The 26,849-nt window shown below is 70.7% G+C and carries 29 protein-coding genes and 1 riboswitch; of the genes, 16 read left to right on the top strand and 13 right to left on the bottom strand.

The window, feature by feature from the left end:
* The first annotated feature begins 144 nt into the window (after nucleotides 1–144).
* Entirely contained in the window at nucleotides 145–774 is a 630-nt protein-coding gene (locus tag QF030_RS27905; protein ID WP_307165351.1) for a CGNR zinc finger domain-containing protein, read from the top strand.
* On the opposite strand, the gene sodX is transcribed toward QF030_RS27905, so the two are convergent.
* Nucleotides 678–1,112: a nickel-type superoxide dismutase maturation protease gene (sodX, locus tag QF030_RS27900; protein WP_307167716.1), complete on the bottom strand. Its 435-nt coding sequence runs from the start codon at nucleotides 1,110–1,112 to the stop codon at nucleotides 678–680. The genes QF030_RS27905 and sodX overlap by 97 nt on opposite strands.
* A gap of 145 nt (nucleotides 1,113–1,257) precedes the next feature.
* On the opposite strand from sodX, the gene sodN reads away from it, so the two are divergent.
* From sodN to QF030_RS27880, 4 genes are all read left to right on the top strand, one after another.
* Nucleotides 1,258–1,653, top strand: coding sequence for a superoxide dismutase, Ni (gene sodN, locus QF030_RS27895; protein ID WP_020130742.1), 396 nt, complete (start codon nucleotides 1,258–1,260; stop codon nucleotides 1,651–1,653).
* A 209-nt stretch (nucleotides 1,654–1,862) separates the two neighbouring features.
* Nucleotides 1,863–2,264, top strand: a complete 402-nt coding sequence (locus tag QF030_RS27890; protein WP_307165350.1) for a helix-turn-helix transcriptional regulator — start codon at nucleotides 1,863–1,865, stop codon at nucleotides 2,262–2,264.
* A gap of 10 nt (nucleotides 2,265–2,274) precedes the next feature.
* Nucleotides 2,275–2,688, top strand: a complete 414-nt coding sequence (locus QF030_RS27885) for a VOC family protein (RefSeq protein ID WP_054242786.1) — start codon at nucleotides 2,275–2,277, stop codon at nucleotides 2,686–2,688.
* Nucleotides 2,685–3,464, top strand: a complete 780-nt coding sequence (locus tag QF030_RS27880) for a VOC family protein (protein ID WP_307165349.1) — start codon at nucleotides 2,685–2,687, stop codon at nucleotides 3,462–3,464. Before QF030_RS27885 ends, QF030_RS27880 begins: the two co-directional genes overlap by 4 nt.
* A 30-nt stretch (nucleotides 3,465–3,494) precedes the next feature.
* Here QF030_RS27880 and QF030_RS27875 read toward each other — a convergent pair whose 3' ends face one another.
* Genes QF030_RS27875 through QF030_RS27865 form a run of 3 tightly spaced genes read right to left on the bottom strand, consistent with a single transcriptional unit; the run spans nucleotide 3,495 to nucleotide 4,994 of the window.
* Entirely contained in the window at nucleotides 3,495–4,073 is a 579-nt protein-coding gene (locus tag QF030_RS27875; RefSeq protein WP_307165348.1) for a histidine phosphatase family protein, read from the bottom strand.
* A 19-nt stretch (nucleotides 4,074–4,092) separates the two neighbouring features.
* Entirely contained in the window at nucleotides 4,093–4,362 is a 270-nt protein-coding gene (locus tag QF030_RS27870) for a hypothetical protein (protein WP_307165347.1), read from the bottom strand.
* 47 nt (nucleotides 4,363–4,409) lie between these two features.
* Nucleotides 4,410–4,994 (bottom strand): dihydrofolate reductase family protein, encoded by a 585-nt coding sequence (locus QF030_RS27865; RefSeq protein ID WP_307165346.1) that lies wholly within the window; start codon nucleotides 4,992–4,994, stop codon nucleotides 4,410–4,412.
* Between the two features lie 124 nt (nucleotides 4,995–5,118).
* Here QF030_RS27865 and QF030_RS27860 point away from each other — a divergent pair, with 124 nt between their 5' ends.
* Nucleotides 5,119–5,724, top strand: coding sequence for a TetR/AcrR family transcriptional regulator (locus tag QF030_RS27860; RefSeq protein WP_307165345.1), 606 nt, complete (start codon nucleotides 5,119–5,121; stop codon nucleotides 5,722–5,724).
* 129 nt (nucleotides 5,725–5,853) lie between these two features.
* Here the strand turns inward: QF030_RS27860 and QF030_RS27855 are convergent, their stop codons facing one another.
* A complete protein-coding gene (locus QF030_RS27855) occupies nucleotides 5,854–6,912 on the bottom strand; it encodes a family 2 encapsulin nanocompartment cargo protein polyprenyl transferase (protein WP_307167715.1) in 1,059 nt (352 codons plus the stop codon).
* Nucleotides 6,913–6,962: 50 nt separating this feature from the next.
* Nucleotides 6,963–8,369, bottom strand: coding sequence for a family 2B encapsulin nanocompartment shell protein (locus QF030_RS27850; protein ID WP_307165344.1), 1,407 nt, complete (start codon nucleotides 8,367–8,369; stop codon nucleotides 6,963–6,965).
* A 173-nt stretch (nucleotides 8,370–8,542) separates the two neighbouring features.
* On the opposite strand from QF030_RS27850, the gene QF030_RS27845 reads away from it, so the two are divergent.
* Nucleotides 8,543–9,427, top strand: coding sequence for a 1-aminocyclopropane-1-carboxylate deaminase/D-cysteine desulfhydrase (locus QF030_RS27845; RefSeq protein WP_307165343.1), 885 nt, complete (start codon nucleotides 8,543–8,545; stop codon nucleotides 9,425–9,427).
* Nucleotides 9,428–9,457: 30 nt separating this feature from the next.
* Here QF030_RS27845 and QF030_RS27840 read toward each other — a convergent pair whose 3' ends face one another.
* On the bottom strand, nucleotides 9,458–11,056 hold the full coding sequence (locus QF030_RS27840) for a Na+/H+ antiporter (RefSeq protein ID WP_307165342.1): 1,599 nt from the start codon (nucleotides 11,054–11,056) through the stop codon (nucleotides 9,458–9,460).
* Nucleotides 11,057–11,116: 60 nt separating this feature from the next.
* Here QF030_RS27840 and QF030_RS27835 point away from each other — a divergent pair, with 60 nt between their 5' ends.
* From QF030_RS27835 to QF030_RS27825, 3 genes are all read left to right on the top strand, one after another.
* The gene (locus QF030_RS27835; RefSeq protein WP_307165341.1) at nucleotides 11,117–11,377 is read left to right on the top strand and encodes a UBP-type zinc finger domain-containing protein; all 261 of its coding nucleotides are present in this window, start codon (nucleotides 11,117–11,119) and stop codon (nucleotides 11,375–11,377) included.
* 294 nt (nucleotides 11,378–11,671) lie between these two features.
* On the top strand, nucleotides 11,672–12,085 hold the full coding sequence (locus QF030_RS27830) for an anti-sigma regulatory factor (RefSeq protein WP_020130755.1): 414 nt from the start codon (nucleotides 11,672–11,674) through the stop codon (nucleotides 12,083–12,085).
* Nucleotides 12,086–12,102: 17 nt separating this feature from the next.
* Nucleotides 12,103–13,239, top strand: a complete 1,137-nt coding sequence (locus QF030_RS27825) for an RNA polymerase sigma factor SigF (RefSeq protein ID WP_373428813.1) — start codon at nucleotides 12,103–12,105, stop codon at nucleotides 13,237–13,239.
* A 32-nt stretch (nucleotides 13,240–13,271) separates the two neighbouring features.
* Here the strand turns inward: QF030_RS27825 and QF030_RS27820 are convergent, their stop codons facing one another.
* Nucleotides 13,272–13,712: a hypothetical protein gene (locus tag QF030_RS27820; protein ID WP_307165339.1), complete on the bottom strand. Its 441-nt coding sequence runs from the start codon at nucleotides 13,710–13,712 to the stop codon at nucleotides 13,272–13,274.
* Between the two features lie 149 nt (nucleotides 13,713–13,861).
* On the opposite strand from QF030_RS27820, the gene QF030_RS27815 reads away from it, so the two are divergent.
* Both QF030_RS27815 and QF030_RS27810 read left to right on the top strand, forming a co-directional pair.
* Nucleotides 13,862–14,830 carry a diacylglycerol/lipid kinase family protein gene (locus QF030_RS27815; protein ID WP_307165338.1) on the top strand — a complete coding sequence of 323 codons (969 nt, stop codon included), beginning with the start codon at nucleotides 13,862–13,864 and terminating at the stop codon, nucleotides 14,828–14,830.
* Nucleotides 14,831–15,149: 319 nt separating this feature from the next.
* On the top strand, nucleotides 15,150–15,407 hold the full coding sequence (locus QF030_RS27810) for a WhiB family transcriptional regulator (RefSeq protein ID WP_016639615.1): 258 nt from the start codon (nucleotides 15,150–15,152) through the stop codon (nucleotides 15,405–15,407).
* A 238-nt stretch (nucleotides 15,408–15,645) separates the two neighbouring features.
* Here QF030_RS27810 and QF030_RS27805 read toward each other — a convergent pair whose 3' ends face one another.
* Entirely contained in the window at nucleotides 15,646–17,121 is a 1,476-nt protein-coding gene (locus QF030_RS27805; RefSeq protein WP_307165337.1) for a sensor histidine kinase, read from the bottom strand.
* 554 nt (nucleotides 17,122–17,675) lie between these two features.
* Here QF030_RS27805 and nagB point away from each other — a divergent pair.
* Nucleotides 17,676–18,461 (top strand): glucosamine-6-phosphate deaminase, encoded by a 786-nt coding sequence (gene nagB, locus QF030_RS27800; RefSeq protein WP_307165336.1) that lies wholly within the window; start codon nucleotides 17,676–17,678, stop codon nucleotides 18,459–18,461.
* 74 nt (nucleotides 18,462–18,535) lie between these two features.
* Here nagB and QF030_RS27795 read toward each other — a convergent pair whose 3' ends face one another.
* The 4 genes from QF030_RS27795 to QF030_RS27780 all read right to left on the bottom strand — a co-directional run bounded on the left by QF030_RS27795 (nucleotide 18,536) and on the right by QF030_RS27780 (nucleotide 23,319).
* On the bottom strand, nucleotides 18,536–20,062 hold the full coding sequence (locus tag QF030_RS27795) for a glycoside hydrolase family 3 protein (RefSeq protein WP_307165335.1): 1,527 nt from the start codon (nucleotides 20,060–20,062) through the stop codon (nucleotides 18,536–18,538).
* A 7-nt stretch (nucleotides 20,063–20,069) separates the two neighbouring features.
* The gene (locus tag QF030_RS27790) at nucleotides 20,070–20,936 is read right to left on the bottom strand and encodes a carbohydrate ABC transporter permease (protein WP_307165334.1); all 867 of its coding nucleotides are present in this window, start codon (nucleotides 20,934–20,936) and stop codon (nucleotides 20,070–20,072) included.
* Complete coding sequence (locus QF030_RS27785) at nucleotides 20,933–21,919, bottom strand: carbohydrate ABC transporter permease (RefSeq protein WP_307165333.1); 987 nt, start codon at nucleotides 21,917–21,919, stop codon at nucleotides 20,933–20,935. Before QF030_RS27785 ends, QF030_RS27790 begins: the two co-directional genes overlap by 4 nt.
* A gap of 119 nt (nucleotides 21,920–22,038) precedes the next feature.
* Nucleotides 22,039–23,319 carry an extracellular solute-binding protein gene (locus tag QF030_RS27780; protein ID WP_307165332.1) on the bottom strand — a complete coding sequence of 427 codons (1,281 nt, stop codon included), beginning with the start codon at nucleotides 23,317–23,319 and terminating at the stop codon, nucleotides 22,039–22,041.
* A 373-nt stretch (nucleotides 23,320–23,692) separates the two neighbouring features.
* Here QF030_RS27780 and QF030_RS27775 point away from each other — a divergent pair, with 373 nt between their 5' ends.
* The 3 genes from QF030_RS27775 (at nucleotide 23,693) to mctP (ending at nucleotide 26,456) form a co-directional block, all read left to right on the top strand.
* Nucleotides 23,693–24,457, top strand: a complete 765-nt coding sequence (locus QF030_RS27775) for a GntR family transcriptional regulator (protein WP_307165331.1) — start codon at nucleotides 23,693–23,695, stop codon at nucleotides 24,455–24,457.
* Nucleotides 24,458–24,558: 101 nt separating this feature from the next.
* Complete coding sequence (locus QF030_RS27770; protein WP_307165330.1) at nucleotides 24,559–24,834, top strand: DUF3311 domain-containing protein; 276 nt, start codon at nucleotides 24,559–24,561, stop codon at nucleotides 24,832–24,834.
* A complete protein-coding gene (gene mctP, locus QF030_RS27765) occupies nucleotides 24,831–26,456 on the top strand; it encodes a monocarboxylate uptake permease MctP (protein ID WP_307165329.1) in 1,626 nt (541 codons plus the stop codon). The genes QF030_RS27770 and mctP overlap by 4 nt, the downstream gene beginning before the upstream one ends.
* Before the next feature lie 177 nt (nucleotides 26,457–26,633).
* Nucleotides 26,634–26,769: riboswitch (cobalamin riboswitch) on the top strand.
* Nucleotides 26,770–26,849: the final 80 nt, after the last annotated feature.

The following is a 26,849-nucleotide window of genomic DNA, read 5'->3' as shown; positions in this document are numbered from 1 at the left end:
CCGATTCATGCGGTCGTGGCGCCGCGCGCGCCACGACCGCGTTGATCCGGGGCGTCGTCCCGTCGTCGCGTAATACCCTGGGAGTAAGAACGGCCGTTACCCTGCCCGCACCCCGAGCACAGAGCGCCCTCGTAAGGACTACAAGTGGAACTGGCCTATTACTCGGATTACGCCGTGCGCCTCGTCAACAGCGAGGAACCGGCCCGGGGCAAGGACGCGCTGACCTCGGTCGAGGCGGTTCGCTCTCTCTTCAGCGGCAACCAGTCGGCGGGCCGGCGGGCCACCGACGCGGACGTCACCCGGTTCCGATCGGTCCGGGCCCGCCTGCGCGCGGTCTTCGAGGCGGCCGACGGCGGTGACGAGACCCTCGCGGTGGACCTGCTGAACTCGCTCCTCCTGGAGTTCCCGGTGAGCCCGCAGATCTCCGGCCACGACTTCCGCGACGACGACGGCCGCCCGCTGTGGCACATGCACCTGGCCGATCACCCGTCCAACGCGACGGCGGGCTACGCGGCCGTCGCGGCCATGGGCCTGGCGTTCCACCTCACCGAGTACGGCGTCGACCGCCTGGGCCTGTGCGAGGCGGGCCCGTGCCGCAACGCCTACCTCGACACCTCGACCAACCGCTCCCGGCGCTACTGCTCCGACCGCTGCGCCACCCGCGCCAACGTGGCGGCCTACCGCGCCCGCAAGCGCCTGGAGGCGGACCGGACGGCCGGCACCGGCCTGGCCGCCGACAGCGCCCAGCGCACCAGCGCCAGCGGCGAGCGCTGACCGGGCTTCAGCGGGCGGTAGCGCAGCCGCACCTTGCCCAGGATCAGCTCGTCGGGCACCGTCCCGTAGTCGGTGCTGTCGCCGCCGGCGTAGGTGTTGTCCCCGCGGACCCACCACCCGCCCTCACGGCGCTCCGCGGCCCGCTTCACGACCAGCAGATCCTGCTGGAACGGATGCCGCAGCACGATCACGTCACCGGCCCGGACGCGGGCGCCGTACTGCACCACCAGCCGGTCCCCCTGGTACAGCGTGGGCACCATGGACGGGCCGGTCACCTCGGCCAGTCCGAAGAGCGCGCCCGCCCCCGCGCGCTCGGTCTCCTGCGACAGCTCCGGCATCGCCGGCACCTCCCCGGTCTGTTCCTCCACCAGTCTCAGTCTGACCCCGGACTTTTGTCCTAAGCCCATGGGGGCACCCGCGAAAAGCGGTCTCGCAGGGAGTAATGTCCCACCTGAGAAGACGATCACGAGGAAGGAACGCTCCATGCTTTCCCGCCTGTTTGCCCCCAAGGTCAAGGTCAGCGCACACTGCGACCTGCCCTGCGGTGTGTACGACCCGGCCCAGGCCCGCATCGAGGCGGAGTCGGTGAAGGCCGTGCAGGAAAAGATGGCCGCCAACGACGACCCGCACTTCCAGGCGCGCGCCACCGTCATCAAGGAGCAGCGTGCCGAGCTTGCGAAGCACCATGTCTCCGTGCTGTGGAGCGACTACTTCAAGCCCCCGCACTTCGAGAAGTACCCCCAGCTGCACCAGCTGGTCAACGACACCCTGAAGGCCCTGTCGGCCGCCAAGGCCTCGACGGACCCGAAGACCGGCGAGAAGGCCCTGGAGCTCATCGCCGAGATCGACAAGATCTTCTGGGAGACCAAGAAGGCCTGACCGAGGCCTGATCTTCGCCCCGGGCCGTCCGACCCGCCTCGTGCCGGTCGCGACGGGCCCGTCCGCACCCGGTCCGCGGGCCGCCGAGCACGGCGTGCCCCACGGTCCGGGTGCGGTCTCCTTCCCGCCCCTCTTCCAGCCGCTCCTGGGCTCCTGCGTCCCGTCCCTTGTCCCGTCCCGGACGCCTCTCTTCGTGCGATGCTGGCCCTGTGACCCTCGAGGACCTGAAGCGGCTGCGGCAGGCACGCGACCGGATGGACCGTGACTACGCGGAGCCACTCGACGTCGCCGCGCTCGCGCGCACCGCGCTGATGTCCCCGGGCCACTTCCAGCGCAGCTTCCGCGAGGCCTACGGCGAGACGCCCTACGGCTACCTCATGACCCGGCGGGTCGAGCGCGCGAAGGCCCTCCTGCGCCGCGGCGACCTGACCGTGACGGAGGTCTGCATGGCGGTCGGCTGCACCTCGCTCGGCTCGTTCAGCTCCCGCTTCACCGAACTGGTCGGCGAGACCCCGAGCGCCTACCGGGCGCGGTCGCACGAGGCCGGCGCGGTGATCCCGTCCTGTGTGGCCCGGACGTACACCCGCCCGCTGCGCGGCCGGCCCGCCTAGGGTGGACGTCATGGACCTCAAACTCCACCAGTGTTTCGTCGCCGTCGACGACCACGACAAGGCCCTGCATTTCTACGTCGAGGTGCTCGGTCTCGAAGTCCGCAACGACGTCTCCTTCGAGGGGATGCGGTGGGTGACCGTCGGGTCGCCGCTCCAGCCGGACGTGAACCTCGTACTGGAACCGCCGGGCGCGAACCCGGACTTCTCCCCCGCCGACCGGGAAGCGATGGCCCGGCTGCTCGCCAAGGGGGTGCTGCGCGGGGTGATCTTCACCACCGCCGACTGCGACGCGCTGCACGCGCGCGTGCGGGAGGCAGGCGTCGAGGTGCTCCAGGAGCCGACGGACCAGCCCTACGGGGTGCGCGACTGCGCGTTCCGTGACCCGGCGGGGAACATGCTGCGGTTCATGGAGCGGACCGGATGAGCCGACCCGTCCGCTGGGCCCACGTCTTCGTCGACCGGCCCGCCCCGGGCTTCGCGCGGGCCTGCGACTTCTGGACCGCCGTCACGCAGACGTCCCTCTCCGAACCCAGGGGCGACGACGGGGAGTTCGTCACCCTGCTGCCGAAGGCCGCCGACGCCTGCGCGAAGGTCCAGGCGGTCGCGGACGGCGACGGCGGGGCGCATCTCGATCTCTCCGTCCAGGATGTGCCCGGTTTCGTCGCGGCGGCGCTGGAACTGGGCGCGGAGACGGCCGCCGCGCACGACGGCTGGGCCGTACTGCGTTCTCCCGCGGGGCACTTGTTCTGCGCGGTGCCGTGGCAGGGGGAGTCCGTGCGGCCGCCCGTGGTGGCCGGCAGCCGCCTGGACCAGGTGTGCATGGACCTCCCGCCGTCCACGTACGAGAGTGAAGTCGCCTTCTGGAGCGGCCTGTTGCCCGACTGGTCGGCCCGCCCGGGATCCCGGCCCGAGTTCCACGTGGTCGAGCCGCCGCCGGGGCTGCCGGTCCGCATCCTGCTCCAGCGGCTCGACACGGATGGCCCCGTCCGCGTCCATCTCGACCTGGCCTGCGGCCCGGACATCGACGCCGTACGCACCCGGCACGAGGAACTCGGCGCGGTCCTGGTCGCCCGCCATCCGCACTGGACGGTGATGCGCGACCCGACCGGCGGCCTGTACTGCCTGACCGGACGCGACGCGGAGACGGGCGGGCTGCCACGCCCCGGTTCCGGGACCACCGGACCGACGACCGAGCACTGACCGAGCCGCCGACCGGGCACGCCGAGCCCCCTAGGGCTCCTCCCCCAACGGCGCGCCCACCCGCAGATTCCACCGCCCCGCCCGGCCACTCAGGTCCACGGCGGTCAGCGGACGCACGTCGAGCCGCCAGAACACCGGTTCCGGGAGGCCCAGCGCGCGGACGAGCAGGGCGCGCACGACGTCGGGTTCCACCACGGCGGTCACCCGGCCCGGAGTGCGGGCGATGTCCTCCAGCCATGCCCCGGCCCGGTCGCACAGGGCCCGTACCGTCTCCCCGCCGTGCGGGGCGTGCGCCGGATCCGTCAGCCAGGACGCCACCGCGTCCGGCTCGGCGGCCGTCACCTCGGCGAGCGTCCGGCCGCGCCAGCGGCCCACGTCGAGAGCGGCCGGCGCGGACGCCTGGGGCGCGGGCAGTCCCAGTGCCTCGGCGGTCTGCCGGCAGCGGGTGGAGGGCGAGGCCGCCGAGCGGTCCGCGTCGGGCAGCAGCGCCGCGACCGACCGGGCCCGGCGCACCGCGGCGGCGTCCAGTTCGCCGCTGCCGTCGTCGAACCGCGCCTCGCGCAGAGCCGAAGTGATCGCCGGTGGGATCAGGGTCACTCGGCAGGTCATCGGTCTCCGCTCGAAGGGTTCAGGGGGCCGGGGCGGTGGGGGCCCCGGGTTCGTCCTCGGTCTCGGCGCCCCGGGTCTCGGCGCCTCGGTTCTCGGCGGCTTCGGCGCCGGTGACCGCGCTGTCGGCCGGCTCCTGCCGGGCGCCCGTCTCCACGTACGCCTCGCAGCGCGGGTTGTGACACGGGCCCGCCACCCAGCGCGGGACCCACGCGCCCAGCGTCTTGTGTCGCCGGACGACGGACTGCACAGGCTGCCCGCAGGCGGGGCAGGCACGTTGTTCCCGGTCCATGCCCTACAGGGTAGGGCGGCCCGGACGCGAGCGCTCCCCGCCGTACGTCAGCGTTCCCTGCCGTACGTCCGTACGACCGCCCCGTTGCCGAAGGAGCGCACCCCGCCGAAGCTGAAGCGGGCGACGTCGAAGGCGGCGCCGAACATCGGCATGCCGGTGCCGTAGACGATCGGGTAGGTCTTGATCACGAGCTCGTCGATCTCGTCGAACAGCTCGCCCGCGACGCGGGAGCCGCCGCACAGATAGATGTCGAGGCCGCCGTCCTCCGCCTTCAGCTCGCGGACCTTGTCGAGCAGGCCGTCCGCGATGATCTCGACGTCCGGGGAGGGCGACTCGCCGAGGGTGCGTGAGGCGACGTACTGGCGCAGGTGTGCGTACGGGCTGGTGACGCCCTCCTTCAGCGCCACGTCGTAGCTGGCCCGGCCCTGGATGACCGTGTCGAACCTCTTGTTCTCGAGGTCGTCGAGGCCGAGCGCGCGTCGGCCGTGGGTCGGCATGGTCTCCGGGTGGTCCGTCTTGAGGAAGTCGAGGAACTCCTCGTCGACGTAGGCGTACATCGCGGTGGCGTCGCCGTGCACGTCCGCGATGAAGCCGTCGACGGAGCAGGCGATGAAGTAGGTGAGCTTTCGCAAGTGGGGGCTCTTTCCGTAGGCTTCCTTCGAACCACTCCAGTTGTAGTACTTCACTTGTAGTGGTTGCAAGGGGATTTCCCGGCGTTCCGGGAAAACGGAGCCAAGTGAGAGAAGAGGATTCCGCATGGCCGGAAATCCGGAGCGCCGGGCGGCCCTGGTGGACGCCGGGGTGGAAGTACTCGCGCGGGAGGGCGCGCGCGGGCTCACCTTCCGCGCGGTGGACTCCGCCGCGGCGGTGCCGGTGGGCACCGCCTCCAACTACTTCACCGGGCGCGACGACCTGCTGCGCCAGATCGACGCCCGGCTGCACGTCCGCCTGGCGCCCGACCCGGAGGTGCTCGGCGCGCTGCTGGCGCAGCCGCGCGACCGTTCCCTGGTCACGGCGTTCATGCACGACCTGATGGCCCGCGCGACCCGTGACCGGAGCGGCTACCTCGCCCTGCTGGAGATGCGCCTCGAGGCCACCCGGCGCCCCGACCTCCGCACCTCCTTCACCACGTCGGTGCGCGGCGACCTCGAGTACGGCATGGACTTCCACCGCGAGGCCCGCCTGCCAGGCGGCGACGAGACCGTCGTCGTCCTGTACCTCGCGATGCTGGGACTGCTCCTGGAGCACCTGACCCTGCCGGGCGTCCTGGACGGCGTTCTGCCGGGGGTGGGGGTGCCGGAGGGGCTGGTCGAGCGGATCGTGGCGACGGTGGTCCCGGACGGCGGCGAGGACCCCGGGTAGACCCCACGCCGGCGGGTCCCGCACACCGCGGGGATGTGCGGGACCCGTCGCGCCGGAGATTTCGGTGGAATCGGTCCGGCTTCCTTCGTCAGCCTTCGTGCTCTACCGCCCGATCGGACCGGTCGCGTCTCAGCTGCTGCGCCGTGTCACGAACTCCGCCAGGGACAGCAGGCCGCCCGCCGACTCCGGGTCCGGGATCGCCCGGGCCAGCTCGTGCATCGCGCGGGCCATACGGTCGGCCGCCTGCTCCTGGGCCCACTCGCGACCGCCGGCCCGCTCGACGGCCAGGGTCGTGCGCTCCAGGTCGGCCGGGGCGTAGGGCGCCGCGTACAGCTCGGCCAGTTCACCGGCCGCCGGGGTGCCGGAGGTCAGCGCGGCGACCACCGGCAAGGACTTCTTGCGGGCGGCGAGATCCGCGCCGGCCGGCTTGCCGGTGTGCCGCGGGTCACCCCACAGGCCGATCACGTCGTCGATGAGCTGGAAGGCGAGCCCGGCCTCCCGGCCGAACGCGTCCAGCGCGTCCACGTCCTCCTCGGCCGCGCCCGCGTACAGCGCGCCCACGGCACAGGCGCAGCCGAGCAGTGCTCCCGTCTTGGCCTCGGCCATGACGAGCACCTCGTCGAGGGTGATCTCGGCGGGGCCGCGTTTCTCCATGGCCGTGTCCGCCTGCTGGCCCGCGCAGAGTTCGATCACACAGGCCGCGACCCGGCGGGCCGCCGCCGATGACGCGGGATGCGGGTCGGCGGCCAGCAGCCCCAGCGCGAGAGCCTGCAGGGCGTCCCCGGCGAGGATCGCGTCGGCGTCGCCGAACACGGTCCAGGCGGTGGGTCGGTGCCGCCGGGTGGTGTCCCGGTCCATCACGTCGTCGTGCAACAGCGTGAAGTTGTGCACCAGTTCGACCGCCGCGGCCGCCCGCAGCGCCACCGCCCGGGCCGCCGGGCCACCGAGCGCGGCGGCCGCGGCGAGCACGAGGGCCGGACGGATCGCCTTGCCCGCGTTGCCCGCCGCCGGGGTGCCGTCGGCGTGCTCCCAGCCGAAGTGGTAGAGCGCGACCCGGCGCATGGAGCCGGGCAGCGAGTCGACGGCCGCGCGCAGTTCCGGATCGACCGACGCCCGGGAGCGCTCCAGGATCACCGCCGCGTCGTGCCCGTCGGCCGGCCCCGGACCGCTGTCGCCCTGGCTCCCGATGGGCCTCCGCCTTTCGCGCGTCTCCCCCCGGTACCGCCTGGTGGCGGAGGTCACCGCCAGCGGCCGATCTCGACGTTCTCCAGAACGCCCAGCGCGTCCGGCACCAGGACCGCGGCCGAGTAGTAGGCCGTGACCAGGTACTTGATGATGGCCTGTTCGTTGATGCCCATGAACCGCACCGACAGGCTCGGCTCGATCTCGTCCGGGATACCGGACTGACGCAGTCCGATGACACCCTGGTCCTCCTGGCCCAGACGCAACGCGATGATGCAGCTGGTGCGGGCCTCGGTGACCGGGATCTTGTTGCACGGGTAGATCGGCACCCCGCGCCAGGTCGGGATCCGGTTGCCGCCGACATCGATCGTCTCGGGGACGAGCCCCCGCTTGTTGAGCTCACGGCCGATCGCGGAGATCGCGCGCGGGTGGGCGAGCAGCATCTTGGTGCCACGCCGCCTGCTGAGGAGTTCGTCCAGGTCGTCCGGCCCGGGCACACCGTCGTGCGGCTGGAGCCGCTGGTCGTACTCGCAGTTGTGCAGCAGGCCGAACTCGCGGTTGTTGACGAGCTCGTGCTCCTGGCGCTCCTTGAGCGCCTCGACGGTCAGCCGCAACTGCTGCTCGGTCTGGTTCATCGGCTGGTTGTAGAGGTCGGCCACGCGCGAGTGGATGCGCAGGACGGTCTGGGCGATGCTCAGTTCGTACTCACGCGGGCGGGCGTCGTAGTCCACGAACGTGTGCGGGATGTCCGGCTCGCCGGCGTGACCGGCGGCGAGGTCGACCTCCTTCTCGCCGTACTTGTTGGTCCGCTGCTCGGGAATCGCGCGCAACTGCTGGAGATGCCCGCTCAGCGAGTCGGCACGCTCCGCGACCTGTTCGACGTCCTGCCGGGCCAGGACCAGCACCGTGCAGGCCGTGTCCGCGCGGGCCGTGTACTCCCAGATGGCGTCCGCGTCGAGCAGCGCCTGGTCGCCGAAGTACGCGCCGTCGGCGAGGACTCCGAGCACCTGGTCGTCGCCGTAGGGGCCGGTGCCGACCTTCTCGACACGGCCGTGCGCCAGCAGGTAGACCTCTTCGCTCTGGCTGCCGAAGGAGGCGATGACCTCGCCCGGGCCGAACTCCCGCTGCCGGCAGCGGGAGGCGAGTTCTGCGAGCACTTCCTCGTCCTCGTAGGAGCGCAGCGCGGGCAGTTCGCCCAGCTCGGCCGGGATGACCTCGACGCGGTCGCCGGTCTTCACGAACGTGATGCGGCCGTCGCCCACCGCGTACGTCAGACGCCTGTTGACCCGGTACGTGCCGCCCTGCACGTCCACCCAGGGCAGATTCCGCAGCAGCCAGCGGGAGCTGATCTCCTGCATCTGCGGTGCGGACTTGGTCGTGGTGGCCAGGTTCCGCGCCGCCGCGGTGCCGAGACTCTGCTGCGGCTTGCCCGACTCCGCGCGGACCTCTTCGCCTACCGACATGAGAAATGCCCTCCCGGTTCATGCACGGGCGCCGAACTGCGCCGGTGCACTTCGTTCACGCGGCAAGCCTTCCATCACGGAGTGTGCTCGTGCTATTACACGAAAGAGCGGGAATGGATCAACGTGGGCAGGGAAGAGGTACGTTTCACCGAACGGTGTTCGACAATGAGCGGGTGACCGATCTCCGCCCCCGCCTGCCGTCGCCCCTCGAGGAAGTGTCCGACGACCGGTTCCGGCGGCACGGCGTCCGGCTGCTGCTGAAGCGGGACGACCTGATCCACCCCGAGCTGATCGGCAACAAGTGGCGCAAGCTCGCGCCCAATCTGGAGCGGGCGGCGGGACGGACGCTGGTCACCTTCGGGGGCGCCTACTCCAACCACCTGCGGGCCACGGCCGCCGCCGGCCGTCTCCTCGGCATGTCCACGGTGGGCGTGGTGCGCGGCGACGAACTGGCCGGCCGGCCGCTGAACCCGTCCCTGGCCCGGTGCGCGGCCGACGGCATGCGTCTGCGCTTCGTGGACCGTTCGACGTACCGCCGCAAGGCCGAGCCGGACGTGCTGGGGAGACTCCTGGACGCCGTCGGCGCGCCGGACGCGTACGTCGTGCCCGAGGGCGGCAGCAACGCGGCGGCGGTCCTCGGCTGCCGGGCGCTCGGCGAGGAGCTGCGGGGCCGTACCGACGTCGTCGCCGTGGCCTGTGGCACCGGCGGCACCCTCGCAGGCCTGGCGGCCGGCCTCGCCCCCGACCAGCGGACCCTGGGGATACCGGTCCTCAGGGGAGGCTTCCTCGCCGACGGGATACAGGCGCTCCAGGAGGAGGCCTTCGGCGGCCGACGGGGCGAGTGGCTGCTGGACGAACGCTTCCACTTCGGCGGCTACGCCCGTGTCACCCCCGAACTCGAGAGTTTCGCGGCCGATTTCGAGCGACGCCACGCGGTGCCCGTCGAACGTCTCTATGTCGCCAAGTCGCTCTACGGCCTCGTCGTCCTGGCCGAGGAGGGCGCCTTCCCGCGCGGCACGACCGTGACGGCCGTGATCACGGGCCGCCCGTTCCCGTGAGGCCGGGGACGTGACGGACGCGCGACGGGGCTAGGCCGTCTCCCGGAACGCCGCCGCCTCCTCCAGGTCCAGTCGGCGCAGCAGCGTGCGCAGCATCTCGTCGTCGATGTAGCGGCCGTCCCGCAGCCGGACGAACATCTCGCGCTCGGCGCTGATCATCTCGCGCGAGAGGCGCCGGTAGGTGTCGTCGACGGTCTCGCCGGTGACCGGGTTGACCTGCCCGAGGCGCTCCCAGACGGCGTTGCGGCGCCGCTCCAGAACGCTGCGCAGCCGGTCGGCGAGCGGCGGCGGGAGCGCGTTGCGCTCATCGGTGAGCAGCGCGTCCAGGCGCTCCTCGGCGACCCGGGAGGCCTGCGCCTGGGCGTTGGCCTCGGCGAGCGTCGCGGCCTGCGGGTCGGGCTCGGGGAACTTCAGCAGGCGGATGAGCGGCGGCAGGCTCAGCCCCTGCACCACCAGGGTGCCGATGACCGTCGTGAAGGTGAGGAAGAGGATCAGGTTGCGGTACGGGAAGGGCGCGTCGCCGTGGTCCACGGTGAGCGGGATGGAGAAGGCGATGGCGAGCGAGACCACACCCCGCATGCCGGCCCAGGCGATGACGATCGGCCCGCGCCAGGTCGGATTCTCCTCCCGCGCGCGGATACGCGCCGACAGCAGCCGGGGCAGGAAGGTCGCCGGGTACACCCACAGGAAGCGCGTCGCCACGACCACGAAGAACAGCGCGACGGCGTACCAGGCGGCGTCCACGCCCTCGTAGGCGCCGAGGCCCTTCAGGACGACCGGGAGCTGGAGGCCGATCAGCGCGAACACCGCCGACTCCAGCACGAAGGCGACCATCTTCCACACGGCCTCCTCCTGGAGGCGGGTCGCGAAGTCGACCTCCCACGCGCGGTGGCCCAGGTAGAGCGCGACGACGACCACCGCGATGACGCCGGAGGCGTGGAACTGCTCGGCCGCCGCGTACGCGACGAAGGGGATCAGCAGGGAGAGCGTGTTCTGGAGCAGGGGCTCCTTGAGGTGCGTGCGCAGCCAGTGCAGCGGGGCCATCAGGATCAGGCCGACTGCGGTCCCGCCGACCGCCGCCACCAGGAACTCCTCGATGCCGCCGGCCCAGGACGCGCCCTCGCCGACCACGACCGCGAGGGCCACCTTGTAGGCGGTGATCGCGGTGGCGTCGTTCAGCAGCGACTCGCCCTGGAGGATGGTGGTGATCCGTGACGGCAGGCCGACCCGACGGGCCACCGCCGTGGCCGCGACCGCGTCCGGCGGCGCCACCACCGCGCCCAGCACCAGTGCCGCCGTCAGCGGCAGCCCGGGGACGATCAGATAGGCCGCCCAGCCGACGGCGAAGGTCGCGAAGAGCACGTACCCGACCGACAGCAGGGCCACCGGACGCAGCTGGGCGCGCAGGTCGAGGTAGGAGCTGTCGGTGGCCGACGTGTACAGCAGCGGGGGCAGCAGGAGCGGCAGCACGACGTCCGGGTCCAGGGTGTAGTCGGGCACCCCCGGCAGGTAGGACACCACCAGACCGACCGCCACCAGCAGCAGCGGCGCGGGCACCGGCGTGCGCCGGGCCGCCGCCGCGAACGCCGCACTGCCGGCCACCAGCAACAGCAGTGGCATCACGTCCATGTCCAGCCCGCCCTCGTTTTTCCGCGCGGTCGTCCGCACGCCCGTCGTAATCTGGCAATCATGAAACAGTGCACGCACGCCGACGCGCTGCCCCACCCGGAACCCGTCCCGCTCGGTGAGACGTGTCCGGAGTGTCTGCGGGACGGTACCCACCCGGTGCAACTTCGACTGTGCCTGACCTGCGGCCACGTCGGCTGCTGCGACTCCTCGCCGAGCCGGCACGCGACGGAGCACCACAAGGAGTCGGGTCACCCGGTGATGCGGACCTTCGAACCCGGCGAGGACTGGCGCTGGTGCTTCGTCGACCATGTCCTCGTATGAGGAGCCCCTACGTCGAGCCCCGTACGGGGAGACCATGACGCCCCGGCCGTCCGGCGGGTACGGTTCGACCATCTGACGCCTGGGTACGTCAACCCGGCGCGCCCTGTTCCCATTTGGGCCGACCGACCTCTAGACACGGAGCGTGTTCACAGCTTTACTGTGAGTGACGCCAGGGGGTTGGGGTCCCGGGGACAGAAACTTGAGAGCGCGATAGCGTCACCGCTGCACCACACACGCGTTACCCCGGGGGGCGACCCTCGGCCCCGAAAAGCTTGTACCACCTTGGAGGTGAGGGTGTCCCAGATCGCAGGCGAGCCCGCGACCCAGGACTTCGTGGAAGTCCGGCTGCCGGCTGCGGGTGCCTACCTGTCGGTGCTGCGGACGGCCACGGCCGGCCTCGCGGCCCGTTTGGACTTCACCCTGGACGAGATCGAGGACCTGCGCATCGCGGTGGACGAGGCCTGCGCGATCCTGCTTCAGCAGGCCGTGCCCGGCTCCGTACTCAGTTGCGTGTTCCGACTCGTCGACGACTCGCTGGAGGTCACCGTCTCCGCGCCGACCACGGACGGACACGCCCCCTCACGGGACACCTTCGCCTGGACCGTCCTGTCCGCCCTCGCGGGCAAGGTGTCCTCCGCCGTCGACGAGGACAAGACCGTGACGATCAGTCTCTACAAACAGCGCGGCGCGGGACCCGGGCCGGCGTGAGGAACGGGGACGGGCCGGTGCGGGACGAAGAGCGCGGCACACGGGAGCTGCCGGCCGAGAACGCCGAGATTCCAGTCTCTCCGGACGGTTCCCGACGCATGGCGGACGGCATCGACGGCATTCCCGAGCAGGCCCGGCCGCATCCGGAGGACGACTCGGTCCCCGCGCAGGCGGGCCTGCCGGAAGGTGCCGTGCAGGGCTCGCCTCGGGAGAGGCGGATCGGGGGCTCGCCCCCGGGCCGAGCAGAGGCGAGGGCTCGACAGAGGGCGACGGGCGGGACAATGAGCGAGCACCAGCGAGACGGCGAACAGAGCGTGCCGGGCACGCAGCACGAGCCACCGGCGACCCCCCTGCCGGTACCGCCCGTGCCGGTACACCCCGTGCCGGCACCCGCCGCACCGGGGGACCGCAGCGGCGCACGGGCGATGTTCATCGAGCTGCGCAAGCTCGAGAACACCAGTGCCGAATACGCGGAGATGCGCAACCAGCTGGTCCGTATGCATCTGCCGCTCGTGGAGCACCTCGCGCGGCGCTTCCGCAACCGCGGCGAGCCGCTGGACGACCTGACCCAGGTCGCCACCATCGGCCTGATCAAGTCGGTCGACCGCTTCGACCCGGAGCGCGGCGTGGAGTTCTCCACGTACGCGACCCCGACGGTCGTCGGGGAGATCAAGCGGCACTTCCGTGACAAGGGCTGGGCGGTGCGGGTGCCGCGCCGGCTCCAGGAGCTGCGCCTGGCGCTGACCACGGCGACGGCCGAGCTGTCGCAGCAGCACGGCCGCTCCCCCACGGTCCACGAGCTGGCCGAGAAGCTGGCGATCTCGGAGGAGGAGGTGCTGGAGGGCCTGGAGTCCGCCAACGCCTACTCCACCCTCTCCCTGGACGTGCCCGACACCGACGACGAGTCGCCGGCGGTCGCGGACACCCTCGGCGCGGAGGACGAGGCGCTGGAGGGCGTCGAGTACCGGGAGTCCCTCAAGCCGCTCCTGGAGGACCTCCCGCCGCGTGAGAAGCGGATCCTGCTGCTGCGGTTCTTCGGCAACATGACCCAGTCGCAGATCGCGCAGGAGGTCGGCATCTCGCAGATGCACGTCTCCCGCCTGCTGGCCCGTACGCTGGCCCAGCTGCGGGAGAAGCTCCTCGTCGAGGAATAGCGGCACACCGGAGCGGGCAGCGGGAACCGCCGCTACTCCGACGCGCGGCCCGGCCCCCGGATCCCGAGGGCCCGGGTCGTCTCGCCGTTGACGAGCAGGACGAGCGACGCTACGGCGACCACCGCGAGCACGATGCCCGCCGGGATCGCCATGCTGTCGGCCCGCAGCAGGTTGTAGGCCACCGGCAGCGCCATGATCTGGGTGATGACGGCGGGTCCCCGGCTCCAGCCGCGCAGGCCCAGCAGCCCCCGCGCGGCGAGCAGCGGCAGCAGGGCGAGCACGATCAGCGTGACGCCGCCGGTGACGGCCTGCCGGCGGTCGCCCGAATCGCCGCCGATCCCCAGGGCGAGCATCCACACCCCACCGACGACCAGCGCCAGCCCCTCCAGGGCGACGAGCGCGGCGGCGTACGTCAGCCGACGCGGGCGGGGTTCAGGGGATTCCGGGGCTACGGGAGTCTGGTCACTGCTCACCCCAGAAGGGTAGCCCGCACCCCTGACCCGGGCCCCGGGCCGCCCACGCGGGAAGGCGCGGCGGTCGTGTCGAGGCTCACCCGGCGATCTCTTACCCGATCCCCACCTCGGCCTGTGCCCGGTACCACCCAGTAGGTACGCTGCAACTCATGCGTGCACTTCTCGTGGTCAATCCGGCGGCAACCACTACCAGTGCACGGACGCGCGACGTCCTCATCCACGCGCTCGCGAGCGAGATGAAGCTCGAGGCGGTCACCACCGAGTACCGCGGACACGCGCGTGACCTGGGCCGGCAGGCGGCGGACAGCGGAAACGTCGATCTGGTGGTGGCCCTCGGCGGCGACGGCACGGTCAACGAGGTGGTCAACGGCCTCCTGCACGCCGGCCCCGATCCGGAGCACCTGCCCGGCCTCGCGGTGGTCCCCGGCGGCTCCACCAACGTCTTCGCCCGCGCCCTGGGGCTGCCCAACGACCCGGTGGAAGCGACCGGCGCGCTGCTGGACGCCCTGCGGGAGAGCAGCGAACGTACGGTCGGCCTCGGCCTGGCCGCGGGAACGCCGGGCACCGAGGACGAAGCGGTGCCGTCGCGCTGGTTCACGTTCAATGCCGGGCTGGGCTTCGACGCCGGAGTCGTGGGGCGGGTGGAGCAGCAGCGCGAGCGCGGCAGAAGATCCACGCACGCTCTTTACATCCGTCAGGCCATGCGCCAGTTGTTGGGTGAGTCACAGCGCCGGCACGGGTCGATCACCCTGGAGCGGCCGGGCGCGGACCCGGTGACCGATTTGGTGCTGTCCATAGTCTGCAACACGGCTCCGTGGACCTATCTGGGTAATCGCCCGGTGTACGCGTCACCTAAGGCCTCGTTCGATACAGGGCTCGACGTACTGGGTCTCAGCCGTCTGTCCACAGCCTCGGTCGCCCGATATGGCACCCAGTTGCTCACTTCGTCCCCCGACCGGGGGCCGCACGGCAAGCATGCGGTCTCCCTGCACGATCTGGACCAGTTCACCTTGCATTCGAAGGTCCCGTTGCCCCTTCAGATGGACGGTGACCACCTGGGGCTGCGAACCAGCGTGACGTTCACAGGCGTACGCCGTGCACTGCGTGTGATTGTGTGAGCAGAAAGGGCTGAACTCCTTTCACTCGAACGTTTAGACCAGGGTCCACCCCATGGAAGTACGGCTGTGACCTAGTCGACACCGAGGAATCAAAAAAAACTTTCCGAAAGGGGTTGTATCCGCCGCTGAGGTTTGCGAGTCTCTACGTGGCGATCGGGACAGCCCGCAAGACCGGCATCCACTGATCACCGGAACCCCTCATCAAACAACAGGACCGCGCCGGGAAACCGGCTGGTGGCCCCTTCACTTGTTGAGGGATTCGTGAAAGCGTTCACATTCACAAGCAACGTGCATGTAATACCAAGGAGAGGTAGCAGCCATGGACTGGCGTCACAACGCCGTTTGCCGCGAGGAAGACCCCGAGCTCTTCTTCCCCATCGGCAACACCGGTCCTGCGCTGCTGCAGATCGAGGAAGCCAAGGCCGTCTGTCGTCGCTGCCCGGTTATGGAGCAGTGTCTGCAGTGGGCGCTCGAGTCCGGCCAGGACTCCGGCGTCTGGGGTGGCCTCAGCGAGGACGAGCGTCGTGCGATGAAGCGCCGCGCCGCCCGCAACCGGGCCCGTCAGGCCTCCGCCTGACGACACCCGCCCCGCGAGCCTGAGCTTGGCGGCACGTGTGCCTGTCGGCATTGTTCCGTTGACAGCGAGACGCATCTCCCGCCCCCGAGCCGCAGCGCGCAGTACCCCCGATGAGCAGCACAGAGCTGCCAACGAGCATTCGAGCCCCGGACCCCTGAACGGTCCGGGGCTTCTTGCTGTGCGCCCGCGCCGTCGGGCGCCCGCGCCCTGCGCCCGTGCCCGCGCCGTCGCGTGCCCGCTACTTCTGCGCGGGCACCGGGATGTCCAGGATCACCTGGGTGCCGCGCTCCGGGCCCGGGATCATGTCGAAGGTTCCGCCCAACTCGCCCTCCACCAGCGTCCGTACGATCTGCAGGCCGAGGTTGCCGGAGGTGTGCGGGTCGAAGCCCTCGGGCAGGCCGACGCCGTCGTCCTTGACGGTGACCAGGAGACGGGCCTCCTTCGTGGTGCCGCCGCGGACCGCGGAGACCTCGACGGTGCCGGTGTCGCCCTCGACGAAGCCGTGTTCCAGGGCGTTCTGCAGGATCTCGGTGAGGACCATGGACAGCGGAGTGGCCACCTCGGCGTCCAGGATGCCGAAGCGACCGCTGCGCCGGCCGGCGACCTTGCCCGGCGAGATCTCGGCGACCATCGCCAGCACCCGGTCGGCGATCTCGTCGAACTCCACCCGCTCGTCCAGGTTCTGAGACAGCGTCTCATGCACGATGGCGATCGAGCCGACCCGGCGGACCGCCTCCTCCAGCGCCTCCCGGCCGCGCTCGGACTCGATACGCCGGGCCTGGAGGCGCAACAGGGCCGCCACCGTCTGGAGGTTGTTCTTCACCCGGTGGTGGATCTCCCGGATGGTCGCGTCCTTGGTCATCAACTCACGCTCGCGGCGGCGCAGTTCGGTGACGTCGCGCAGCAGCACGAGTGCGCCGATGCGGGTGCCCTTGGGCTTGAGCGGGATGGCCCGGAACTGGATGACCCCGTCCTTGGCCTCGATCTCGAACTCGCGGGGCGCCCAGCCGCTGGCGACCTTGGCGAGCGCCTCGTCCACCGGGCCACGGGTCGGGGCGAGTTCGGCCGTGGTCAGCCCCAGGTGCTGGCCGACCAGGTCGGAGGCGAGACCCATCCGGTGGTAGGCCGACAGCGCGTTCGGGGAGGCGTACTGGACGATGCCGTCGCCGTCGACGCGGATCAGGCCGTCGCCGACGCGCGGGGCGGCGTCCATGTCCATCTGCTGGTCGGGGAACGGGAAGGAGCCGGCCGCGATCATCTGTGCGAGGTCGGAGGCGCTCTGGAGGTAGGTGAGCTCCAGGCGGCTGGGGGTGCGCACGGTGAGCAGGTTCGTGTTGCGGGCGATGACCCCGAGGACGCGGCCCTCACGCCGTACGGGGATCGACTCGACCCGGACGGGGACCTCCTCGCGCCACTCCGGGTCGCCCTCGCGCACGATCCGGCCCTCGTCCAGGGCTGCGTCCAGCAGCGGACGGCGACCGCGCGGGACGAGGTGGCCGACCATGTCGTCCTGGTAGGACGTCGGGCCGGTGTTGGGCCGCATCTGGGCGACGGAGACATAGCGGGCGCCGTCGCGGGTGGGGACCCACAGGACCAGGTCGGCGAAGGAGAGGTCGGAGAGCAGCTGCCACTCCGAGACCAGCAGGTGGAGCCACTCGAGGTCGGAGTCGTCGAGTGCGGTGTGCTGGCGTACGAGTTCGTTCATGGAGGGCACGTCTGCGAGCGTACCCGTGGGTCTGTGCGGGGCCTAAACCGTCGGCGGCAGGGGAGCGGCGAGAGCGGCCCGGGCCCCGGAAACACCCGCGGGCCGCGGCGCCTGGGAGGGACCCTCAGCCCTCCCGGCACCGCAGCCCGGAGCAATATCGGCCGCGGGGTGTGCGGTCCCGTCGACCGAAGGTGAGGAACCGGGGCAGTCAGGGCAGAGAGCTCCGGGTCCTCGGTCCGCCTTCCTGTGCGGGGAAGACGGAAGTTCTGTGTCGCGCTCCCTCCCATTGTGGACTAGACCACTAGGGGTGTCCATGGAGGGAAGGTCGTTCGTCGTGGCGGGCATGCGGACGCTCTGACGTCCACAACGCAGCCTAGCCTGTGCGGGTTCCCGCGCGGGGCCAGTTGCGCGGGGCATTTCCGCGATCCGTGCCGGAGTCGACCGCGCGCCCTCCCGCCCTCGAGGACGAACGGGGCCGACTCTGTTAGATTGGCCTCACAGATTGGTCTAAACCACATAGCCCTTCCGAGCCCTCGGAGCCCCTCTCAGAACGGCAGGCCAGCGTGGAAGTTGTCATCGTTGCGGACGCCCGGTCGGGCGGCGAGATCATCGCCGAGGCCATGGCGCGCCTCCTGCGGCGCAAGCCGGACGCCCTGCTCGGTGTGGCCACCGGTTCCACCCCGCTGCCCGTCTACCAGGCGCTGGCGGCCGAGGTGCGCTCCGGATCGGTGGACACCGCGCGGGCGCGGATCGCCCAGCTGGACGAGTACGTGGGCCTGCCCGCCGAGCACCCCGAGTCCTACCGTTCGGTGCTGCGGCGTGAGGTGCTGGAGCCGCTGGGCATCGGCATGGAGGCCTTCCTCGGGCCGGACGGCACGGCCCCCGACGTGCAGGCCGCGTGCGAGGCCTACGACCGCGCGCTGGCCGCCGCCGGCGGAGTGGACCTGCAGCTGCTCGGGATCGGCACCGACGGGCACATCGGGTTCAACGAGCCGTGCTCCTCCCTGGCCTCGCGCACCCGGATCAAGACGCTGACCGAGCAGACCCGGGTGGACAACGCGCGCTTCTTCGACGGGGACATCGAGCAGGTCCCGCACCATGTCATCACCCAGGGCATCGGCACGATCCTGGAGGCGCGGCACCTGGTGCTGCTCGCCACCGGGGAGGGCAAGGCGGACGCGGTCGCGGCGACGGTGGAGGGGCCGGTCGCCGCGGTGTGCCCGGCATCCGCGCTCCAGCTGCACCCGCACGCGACGGTCGTCGTCGACGAGGCCGCCGCGTCCAAGCTGAAGCTCGCGGAGTACTTCCGGCACACGTACGCCGGCAAGCCCGCGTGGCAGGGGATCTGAGAGACGCCACCACTGACGACGACGAAGGCGCCGGGCTCCTGAAGGGGAGCCCGGCGTCGTCGTCGTGGGGAGGTTCAGGCGTGTGCACCGGCCGCGACGACCTCCGCCGCCGCGCGGCCGCACACCCGGGCCGCGCCGTGGGTGGCGATGTGCAGGGCGCCCCGGGGCGGGGCCTGGGGGACGCCCATCTCGACGACGACCGTGTCCGGACGCGCCGCGAGGAGGGTGTCGAGGGCCGCCGTCATCCAGGGGTGGCGGTGCTCGTCACGGACCACGGCGACGATCCGCCGCTCCCCCGCCGCGACCAGCGCCGCGGGCCCCGCGTCCGGGCCCGCGAAGCTGCCGGTCCGGGTCCCCGGCAGCAGCCGGCCGAGCTCGGCGGCCACGCCCCACGGGGTCTCGTCACCGACGGCGATGTTCGCGACCGGGGTGAGCGCGGCGACGTACGGCGGGTCGCTGAGCGGGGTGAAGACGTCGTCGCCGGTGAGGCGCAGCGCCCGCCGGGCGGCGATCAGCCCGACGTCGGCTCGCCCGGCGCTCCCTCCGGCGCGCGCCGTTCCCTCGTCGGCGCCGGCCGCGGCCGTGCTCCGCGGAGCCGTCCAGCGGGCCAGTGCCCGCACCCGTTCCGCCGCGTCGGCGAGGCGTTGCTCGGGGAGTTCGCCCGTGCGGACGGCGGTGACCAGGGCGTCGCGCAGGCGGCGTACCGTCTCGTCGTCCGCCAGGCCGCCGCCCACGCAGATGGCGTCGGCGCCGGCCGCGACGGCGAGGACGCTGCCGCGCTCGATGCCGTAGGTCGCGGCCACGGCCTGCATCTCCATGCCGTCCGTGACGATCAGGCCGTCGTAGCCGAGTTCCTCGCGCAGCAGGGTGGTGAGGACGCGCGGGGACAGGGTCGCGGGCCGGGCCGGGTCCAGGGCGGGGACCAGGATGTGGGCGCTCATCACGGCGCGGGTGCCGGCGGCGATGGCGGCGCGGAACGGCGTCAGTTCGCGTTCCGTCAGGACCGTGGGGTCGGCGTCGATGCGCGGAAGGGCGTGGTGGGAGTCGACGGCCGTGTCGCCGTGCCCCGGGAAGTGCTTGGTGCAGGCCGCCACGCCCGCCGACTGGAGACCGGTGACGTAGGCGGCGGTGTGCCGGGCGACCAGAGCGGGGTCGGCGCCGAAGGAACGGACGCCGATGACCGGGTTCGCGGGGTTGGAGTTCACGTCGGCGGAGGGCGCCCAGTTGAGGTTGACGCCGCACTCCGCGAGGCGGCGGCCCAGCTCGGCGGCGACCTCCAGGGTGAGCGAGACGTCGTCCACCGCGCCCAGGGCGTGGTTGCCGGGGAAGCTGGAGCCGGTGCGCACCTCCAGGCGCGTGACGTCTCCGCCCTCCTCGTCGATCGCGACCAGGACGTCGTCCCGTTCCGCGCGCAGCTGCGCGGTCAGCGCGGCCAGTTGTTCCGGTGAGGCGATGTTCCTGCCGAACAGGCCCACCGACGCCAGCCCCTCGCCCAGGCGGCGCAGCAGCCAGTCGGGGGCGGTGGTGCCGGGGAAGCCGGGTTGCAGGACCGTCAGGGCGTCACGGGTGAGAGTGTCGGTGCCGCTGGCGATTGTCGTCATCGGGGCGTTATCCCTTCACGGCGCCCGCGGTCAGCCCCGCGGCCATCTTGCGCTGGACGAGGAGGAAGAGGGCGACGATCGGCAGCGCCATCATGGTGGCGCCGGCCATCATCGGGGCGTACTCGGTGCCGTGCTTGGTGGAGAAGTTGCTGAGCCACACGGTGGCCGTCTGGTTCTTCTGGCTGAGCAGCATCAGGGCGTAGAGGTACTCGTTCCAGGCCTGGATGAAGCCGTAGACCGAGGTGGCGACCATGCCCGGGGCCAGCAGAGGGAAGACCACCCGGACGAAGGCCCCGGTGCGGGAGCAGCCGTCGACCATCGCGGCCTCCTCCAGCTCCTTGGGGATGTTGACGATGAAGCCGCGCAGCGTCCACACCGTGAAGGGGAGGATGAAGGTCAGGTAGGTGAGGATCAGGCCGGTCAGCTTGTCGTACTGGCCCAGGTCGTTCAGGAGCAGGAAGACCGGGATGATCATGGCCACGAGCGGGACCATCTGGACGGCCAGGATGCCCACGATCACGATCTTGCGGCCGCGGAAGGCGAACCGGGAGATGGCCAGGGCGGCCAGCATGCCCACGACGACGCCGATCGCGACGACCGCGAGGGAGACCAGCAGACTGCGGCCCACCGGGCCCCAGAAGTCGGCGATGTGCAGGGCCCGGCTGAAGTTGTCGAGGGTCAGCCCCGTGGGCAGCAGGCTCGGGTCCGGGTCGATCGCGTCCTTCGCCGGCTTGAACGCGGTGTTGAGCATCCAGTAGACGGGGAAACCCGCGACGGCGAAGACGAACAGGCCGAGGAGGTTCCAGCCGGACTTCGACCTGCGGCGCCCCGAGCGGCTTCCCGCCCGGTTCGCCTCGGAGGCAACGGCGCTCATTCGACCTCTCCGATCTTCAGCATCTGGCGCATGTAGACGGCGACCACCCCGAGCAGCAGCAGCACGGTGATCAGGGCGATCGCCGAGCCCTGGCCGTAGTCGTTGACGACGAAGGCGCGGTCGTAGGAGTACGTCGTCAGGATCTGGAACTCGGCTTCCGGGTGTCCGTTGCGCATGACGAAGACCTGGGGGAACACGCCCATGTCCCAGATGACCGACAGGGTCGTGAGCATCACGATGATCGGTTTGAGGATGGGCAGGGTGACGTACCGGAAGACGCCCCAGGCGCCCGCGCCGTCGAGGCGGGCGGCCTCCTCCAGTTCGGCCGGGACCTGGGTGAGGCCGGCGCTGAGGGTGATGACCACGAAGGGCACGGCGCCCCAGACGACGAGGAGCATGATGACCGCCAGCCCCTGCGGTCCGCTGGCGAACCAGTTGTGGCCGATCAGGTCGACGCCCGGCAGCCTGCTCAGGACCGCGTTGAGGATGCCGTAGTCCGCGTCGAACAGCCACTTGAAGACGGTGGTGGCGACGATGACCGGCATGCCCCAGCTGGCCACGAGCGCGATGTTGACGAGGGTCTTCACCCAGCCGGAGACCCGCTGCAGGAGCAGTGCGATCAGCATGCCGACGACCATCGTGAAGATCACGCAGCCGGCCGCGAAGACGACCGTGCGGAAGACGACCTGCCAGAACTCGCCGTCGTCCAGCACGCCCGTGAAGTTGTCGAACCCGACCGACTCGGCCGGCTGGAAGCCCCACAGCTGGGACTGCCCGAACTTCTGGAAGGAGAGGGTGACCAGGCGGACCAGCGGATAGCCCATCACCAGGGCGAGGACCAGCAGGCAGGGGGCGAGGAGCAGCCAGGGGGTGGTGGCCCCGCCGGCCCTCCGGCCGCCGCGTGGTCTCGGCACCACGGGTGGTGGTGGCGGTGACTGCCGCGTCGGCGGCACTTTGGCAGTGGTCGTGTCTGCGGCACTCATCCGCGCGCTCCTCAGCGGTCCCTCGGGTCGTACGAAGGCGAAGCCCCGTACGGGTCGTACGGGAGGCAGGGCCCCGCCCCGATGAAGCCCTCCGGGGTCGTCGGGGCCCTGCCCTCAGGTCACTTGTTGTTGATGACCTTGTCGATCGCGGCGTCCGCGTCCTTCGCGGCGGCCTCGACCGTCTTCTTGCCGGTGCCGATGCTCTGGAGCATGGTCTGGAGCACCTGGGCCTTCTCGACCTGGCCCCAGCCGGGCGCCATCGGGACGAACCAGTTGGACTCGGCGGCGGTGGCGGGCACCGCGGTGGCCGGATCGTTCTTGAGGGTCGCGAGGTCGGTCTTGTTGTTGGGCAGGTTGCCCTTGGCCATCAGGCCCTTCTGACCGGCGGGACCGGTGAACGCGTTGATCCACTCGGCGGCGAGGGCCTGTGCGTGCGACTTCACCGGGACGGCGAGGTCGGAGCCGCCCAGGAAGACGGGGAGGTTCTTCCCGGACGGACCGGGCATCACGAAGTTCTCGAGGTTGTCCTTGAGCTTGCCGGTCTTGTCGTTCTTCGGGTCGGCGGAGGTCGCGCCCTCCCAGGCCGCGCCGAAGATCATGCCCGACTTGCCCTGGCCGTAGACGATGTAACGGTCGGACTCGTCCTTGGTCTTGTCGCCGTGCATGTACTTGTCGACGACCGACTTGAACTCGTTGAGCCCCTTGACGGACTCGGGCGAGGAGAGGTTGGCCTTCCACTGGCCGCCCTCCTCCTTGGCGATCGAGCCGCCGGCGTCGTAGACGAAGGACATGGCCGCGTACCAGTCGCGGGTGGGCTGGTACCAGGAGGAGAACTTGTCGCCCTCCTTCTTCTGGACCTTGTCCAGGGCGGCGGTCAGCTCGGCGTACGTCTTCGGCGTGGCCTTGACGCCCGCCGAGGCGAAGACGTCCTTGCGCCAGTTGCCGACGCGGCCGCCGGCGTAGTACGGCACGCCGTAGGTCTTGCCGTCGTAGGTCACCGAGGCCTTGAGGCCGTCGAGCCAGGCGGAGGAGTTGTCGAACTTGGCGGTGTCGAGAGGCGCGAAGGCTCCCTTGACCATGTAACCGAGCATCTCGGTGTTGCCCATCTCGACGACGTCGGGGGCCTTGTCGGTGGCGAGAACCGCGTCGAGCTTGGCGTTCTTGTCCGGCCAGCCGTAGTACTCGTGGTTGATCTTGACGCCGGGGTGCGCCTTCTGCACCGCCGCGTCGGCGGCCTTCACCAGCTCGGGCCAGTTGTTCTGCGCGTCGACGGTGAGCCAGACCGTCAGTTCCTTGGCCTCGGTGCCCTTCGAGTCCCCGCTGCCACCGTCGTCCCCGCACGCCGCGATGGAGACCATCATGCCCGCGATACCGATCGCGGCTATCAGCTTGCGCTTCACGCCATCCTCCTCAGGGATGCCACACCCCCCGCCCACGGGCCGGGACCTCGATCTGGACCAATGGTGTAGACCAGTGCGCAGAGCTTGGCTCAGACCAATAAGCCTGTCAAGGGTGGCCGAACCCCCTCCGAACAGCCGTTATGGGACCTACATATGCAGGAACCTTTAAGTAAGAAGCCCTAGAAAACCCGGGCTCCGGAGGGCACCGCTCCGGTAGACCATTTGCCCTGGTGGACTAGACCAGCAAAGGTTGCGACGGTATACAGAGGGATCACGGAACGGTGGAGCAGCATCCCCGCGTCCGTGCCACGATGTGAGCCGCGGCCGACGGCGTGTCGGCCATTTCGGCACCCCGCAGCCGGGAAGGCAGGCCATGAGCACCGACGTCAGCAGTGCGGAGAACGAGGGTGGGGCGACCGTCCGTACCGCGCGTGTGCCCAAGTACTACCGCCTGAAGAAACATCTGCTCGACATCACGGAGACACAGTCTCCGGGCACCCCGGTCCCGCCGGAACGCACCCTGGCGGCCGAGTTCGACACCTCGCGCACGACCGTCCGCCAGGCACTCCAGGAACTCGTCGTCGAGGGCCGCCTCGAGCGCATCCAGGGCAAGGGCACCTTCGTCGCCAAGCCCAAGGTGTCCCAGGCACTCCAACTCACCTCGTACACCGAGGACATGCGCGCCCAGGGCCTCGAACCGACTTCGCAGCTCCTGGACATCGGCTACATCACCGCCGACGACCGCCTCGCCGGTCTGCTCGACATAACGGCCGGCGTCCGGGTGCTGCGCATCGAGCGCCTGCGCATGGCCAACGGCGAACCGATGGCCATCGAGACGACCCATCTGTCGGCGAAGCGCTTCCCGGCCCTGCGCAGGTCGCTGGTCAAGTACGCCTCGCTGTACACCGCCCTCGCCGAGGTCTACGATGTCCGGCTCGCCGAGGCCGAGGAGACCATCGAGACCTCGCTGGCCACCCCGCGTGAGGCGGGCCTGCTGGGCACCGACGTCGGCCTGCCGATGCTGATGCTCTCCCGGCACTCGCTGGACCAGGAGGGCCGGCCCGTGGAGTGGGTGCGGTCGGTGTACCGGGGCGACCGGTACAAGTTCGTGGCACGGCTGAAGCGGCCCACCGGGTAGAGGGTTCGTGGAGGGTCTTCCGCTCGGCTTATCCGTCACTTACATTGCCTGCTCATTACATCTGTGATCAAGGCGATCAGAGTGAGGGGACGGAGCCGCCGATGTCCGACGAAGCAACGAGGGAACCGGTGGTGACGCCTGCGCGCGTCGCCATCGCCCTCTGTCTGATCGCGCCCTTCGTGGCGATGCTGTGGGTGGGTTCGTACGCGAAGGTGGATCCCGCGTTCATCGGGATCCCCTTCTTCTACTGGTACCAGATGCTGTGGGTGCCCCTCTCCGCCGCACTCACCGTGACCGCCTACAAGCTGTGGCAGCGTGACCAGCGCGGCCGCGCGAAGCCCTCCTCCGCTTCCGCGAAGGGTGGTGCGTCGGAATGAAGGACGGCGTGAACGGCGTCGCGCTCGCCGTCTTCATCTTCTTCTTCCTGGCCGTCACGGTCATGGGCTTCCTGGCCGCGCGCTGGCGCAAGGCCGAGAACGACAGCCTCGACGAATGGGGCCTCGGCGGCCGGTCCTTCGGCACCTGGGTCACCTGGTTCCTGCTCGGCGGCGACCTCTACACCGCGTACACCTTCGTCGCCGTGCCCGCGGCGATCTACGCGGCGGGCGCGGCCGGCTTCTTCGCGGTGCCGTACACGATCCTCGTCTACCCGCTGATCTTCACCTTCCTGCCCCGCCTGTGGTCGGTGTCCCACAAGCACGGCTATGTGACGACCTCGGACTTCGTGCGCGGCCGGTTCGGCTCGAAGGGGCTCTCGCTCGCGGTCGCCGTCACCGGCATCCTGGCGACGATGCCGTACATCGCGCTCCAACTGGTCGGCATCCAGGCCGTGCTCGACGTGATGGGCGTCGGCGGCGGCGAGGACACCAACTGGTTCGTGAAGGACCTGCCGCTGCTGATCGCGTTCGGCGTGCTGGCCGCCTACACCTACTCCTCGGGCCTGCGGGCGCCCGCGCTGATCGCGTTCGTGAAGGACACGCTGATCTACATCGTCATCGCGGTGGCGATCATCTACATCCCGATCAAGCTCGGCGGCTTCGACGACATCTTCGCCAAGGCGGGCGAGGCGTTCAGCCAGACCAACCCGGCGACGGGCAAGCCGCGCGGCGCGCTGGCACCGGCCGAACCCGGTCAGTGGACGTACGCCACGCTGGCGCTGGGCTCGGCGCTGGCGCTGTTCATGTATCCGCACTCCATCACGGCGACGCTGTCGTCCCGCAGCCGTGAGGTGATCCGCCGCAACACCACGATCCTGCCGCTGTACTCCCTGATGCTGGGCCTGCTGGCGCTGCTGGGCTTCATGGCGATCGCGGCCGGGGTCAAGGTCACCAACGGTCAGCTGGCGATCCCGCAGCTGTTCGAGGACATGTTCCCGTCCTGGTTCGCGGGTGTGGCGTTCGCGGCGATCGGCATCGGCGCGCTCGTGCCCGCGGCCATCATGTCGATCGCGGCCGCGAACCTCTTCACCCGCAACATCTACAAGGACTTCATCAAGCCGGACGCGACGCCCGCGCAGGAGACGAAGGTCTCCAAGCTGGTCTCGCTCCTGGTCAAGGTGGGCGCCCTGGTCTTCGTCCTCACCATGGACAAGACGGTCGCCATCAACTTCCAGCTGCTGGGCGGCATCTGGATCCTCCAGACCTTCCCGGCCCTGGTCGGCGGCCTCTTCACCCGCTGGTTCCACCGCTGGGCCCTGCTCGCCGGCTGGGCGGTCGGCATGATCTACGGCACCGTCGCCGCGTACGGCGTCGCGTCCCCGACCCAGAAGCACTTCGGCGGCTCGTCGAAGGAGATCCCGGGCATCGGCGAGATCGGCTACATCGGTCTCACGGCGTTCCTGATCAACGTCGTCGTCACCGTGGTGCTGACCTTCGTCCTGAAGGCTGCCAAGGCCCCCGACGGCATCGACGAGACGAAGCCGGAGGACTACACGGCGGACGCCGGCGACCCGGGCGTGGCGGTGGAGCTGCCCCCGGCGACGGCGGGCGCCGGTCACTAGCCAGGTCGTCGAGCACCGCGTCCGGCGGGCCGTCGGAGGAATCCGGCGGCCCGCCGTCGTGTGCCCGGTGGACATTTCCCGGCATGGACGACATCGCTCCGTCCGCGCGACAGTTGACGCTCTGAAACCACCCCGACACAACATCTGGGGGTGGCGTGACGAGTGAGCACAAGATGTATGCTCATGCTCGCTGTCGCCGCAGGGGAATCCGGTGCGAATCCGGAACTGTCCCGCAACGGTGTACTCGCGTGCATCCATACCCATATGCGCACGCCTGTTCAGTCCGAGGTCCTGCCGACAGCGCGCCCGGCCGTCCGGTCCGGGTGCCCTGACGTCCGGGTCTCGTGGAATGGGCCGGTGGACGCGACGCCCCCGCGCTCGCGAGCTGCCCCC

Source organism: Streptomyces rishiriensis (assembly GCF_030815485.1).
Lineage (GTDB): Bacteria > Actinomycetota > Actinomycetes > Streptomycetales > Streptomycetaceae > Streptomyces > Streptomyces rishiriensis_A.
This window is presented reverse-complemented; position numbering and strand designations above follow the sequence as displayed.

Excerpts from the sequence above, each read along its gene's own strand:
- sodX (WP_307167716.1), bottom strand. The coding sequence starts at position 1,112 with ATGCCGGAGCTGTCGCAGGAGACCGAGCGCGCGGGGGCGGGCGCGCTC.
- sodN (WP_020130742.1), top strand. The coding sequence starts at position 1,258 with ATGCTTTCCCGCCTGTTTGCCCCCAAGGTCAAGGTCAGCGCACACTGC.
- QF030_RS27885 (WP_054242786.1), top strand. The coding sequence starts at position 2,275 with ATGGACCTCAAACTCCACCAGTGTTTCGTCGCCGTCGACGACCACGAC.
- QF030_RS27880 (WP_307165349.1), top strand. The coding sequence starts at position 2,685 with ATGAGCCGACCCGTCCGCTGGGCCCACGTCTTCGTCGACCGGCCCGCC.
- QF030_RS27875 (WP_307165348.1), bottom strand. The coding sequence starts at position 4,073 with ATGACCTGCCGAGTGACCCTGATCCCACCGGCGATCACTTCGGCTCTG.
- QF030_RS27870 (WP_307165347.1), bottom strand. The coding sequence starts at position 4,362 with ATGGACCGGGAACAACGTGCCTGCCCCGCCTGCGGGCAGCCTGTGCAG.
- QF030_RS27860 (WP_307165345.1), top strand. The coding sequence starts at position 5,119 with ATGGCCGGAAATCCGGAGCGCCGGGCGGCCCTGGTGGACGCCGGGGTG.
- QF030_RS27850 (WP_307165344.1), bottom strand. The coding sequence starts at position 8,369 with ATGTCGGTAGGCGAAGAGGTCCGCGCGGAGTCGGGCAAGCCGCAGCAG.
- QF030_RS27840 (WP_307165342.1), bottom strand. The coding sequence starts at position 11,056 with ATGGACGTGATGCCACTGCTGTTGCTGGTGGCCGGCAGTGCGGCGTTC.
- QF030_RS27835 (WP_307165341.1), top strand. The coding sequence starts at position 11,117 with ATGAAACAGTGCACGCACGCCGACGCGCTGCCCCACCCGGAACCCGTC.
- QF030_RS27815 (WP_307165338.1), top strand. The coding sequence starts at position 13,862 with ATGCGTGCACTTCTCGTGGTCAATCCGGCGGCAACCACTACCAGTGCA.
- QF030_RS27810 (WP_016639615.1), top strand. The coding sequence starts at position 15,150 with ATGGACTGGCGTCACAACGCCGTTTGCCGCGAGGAAGACCCCGAGCTC.
- QF030_RS27795 (WP_307165335.1), bottom strand. The coding sequence starts at position 20,062 with ATGACGACAATCGCCAGCGGCACCGACACTCTCACCCGTGACGCCCTG.
- QF030_RS27790 (WP_307165334.1), bottom strand. The coding sequence starts at position 20,936 with ATGAGCGCCGTTGCCTCCGAGGCGAACCGGGCGGGAAGCCGCTCGGGG.
- QF030_RS27785 (WP_307165333.1), bottom strand. The coding sequence starts at position 21,919 with ATGAGTGCCGCAGACACGACCACTGCCAAAGTGCCGCCGACGCGGCAG.
- QF030_RS27775 (WP_307165331.1), top strand. The coding sequence starts at position 23,693 with ATGAGCACCGACGTCAGCAGTGCGGAGAACGAGGGTGGGGCGACCGTC.
- QF030_RS27770 (WP_307165330.1), top strand. The coding sequence starts at position 24,559 with ATGTCCGACGAAGCAACGAGGGAACCGGTGGTGACGCCTGCGCGCGTC.
- mctP (WP_307165329.1), top strand. The coding sequence starts at position 24,831 with ATGAAGGACGGCGTGAACGGCGTCGCGCTCGCCGTCTTCATCTTCTTC.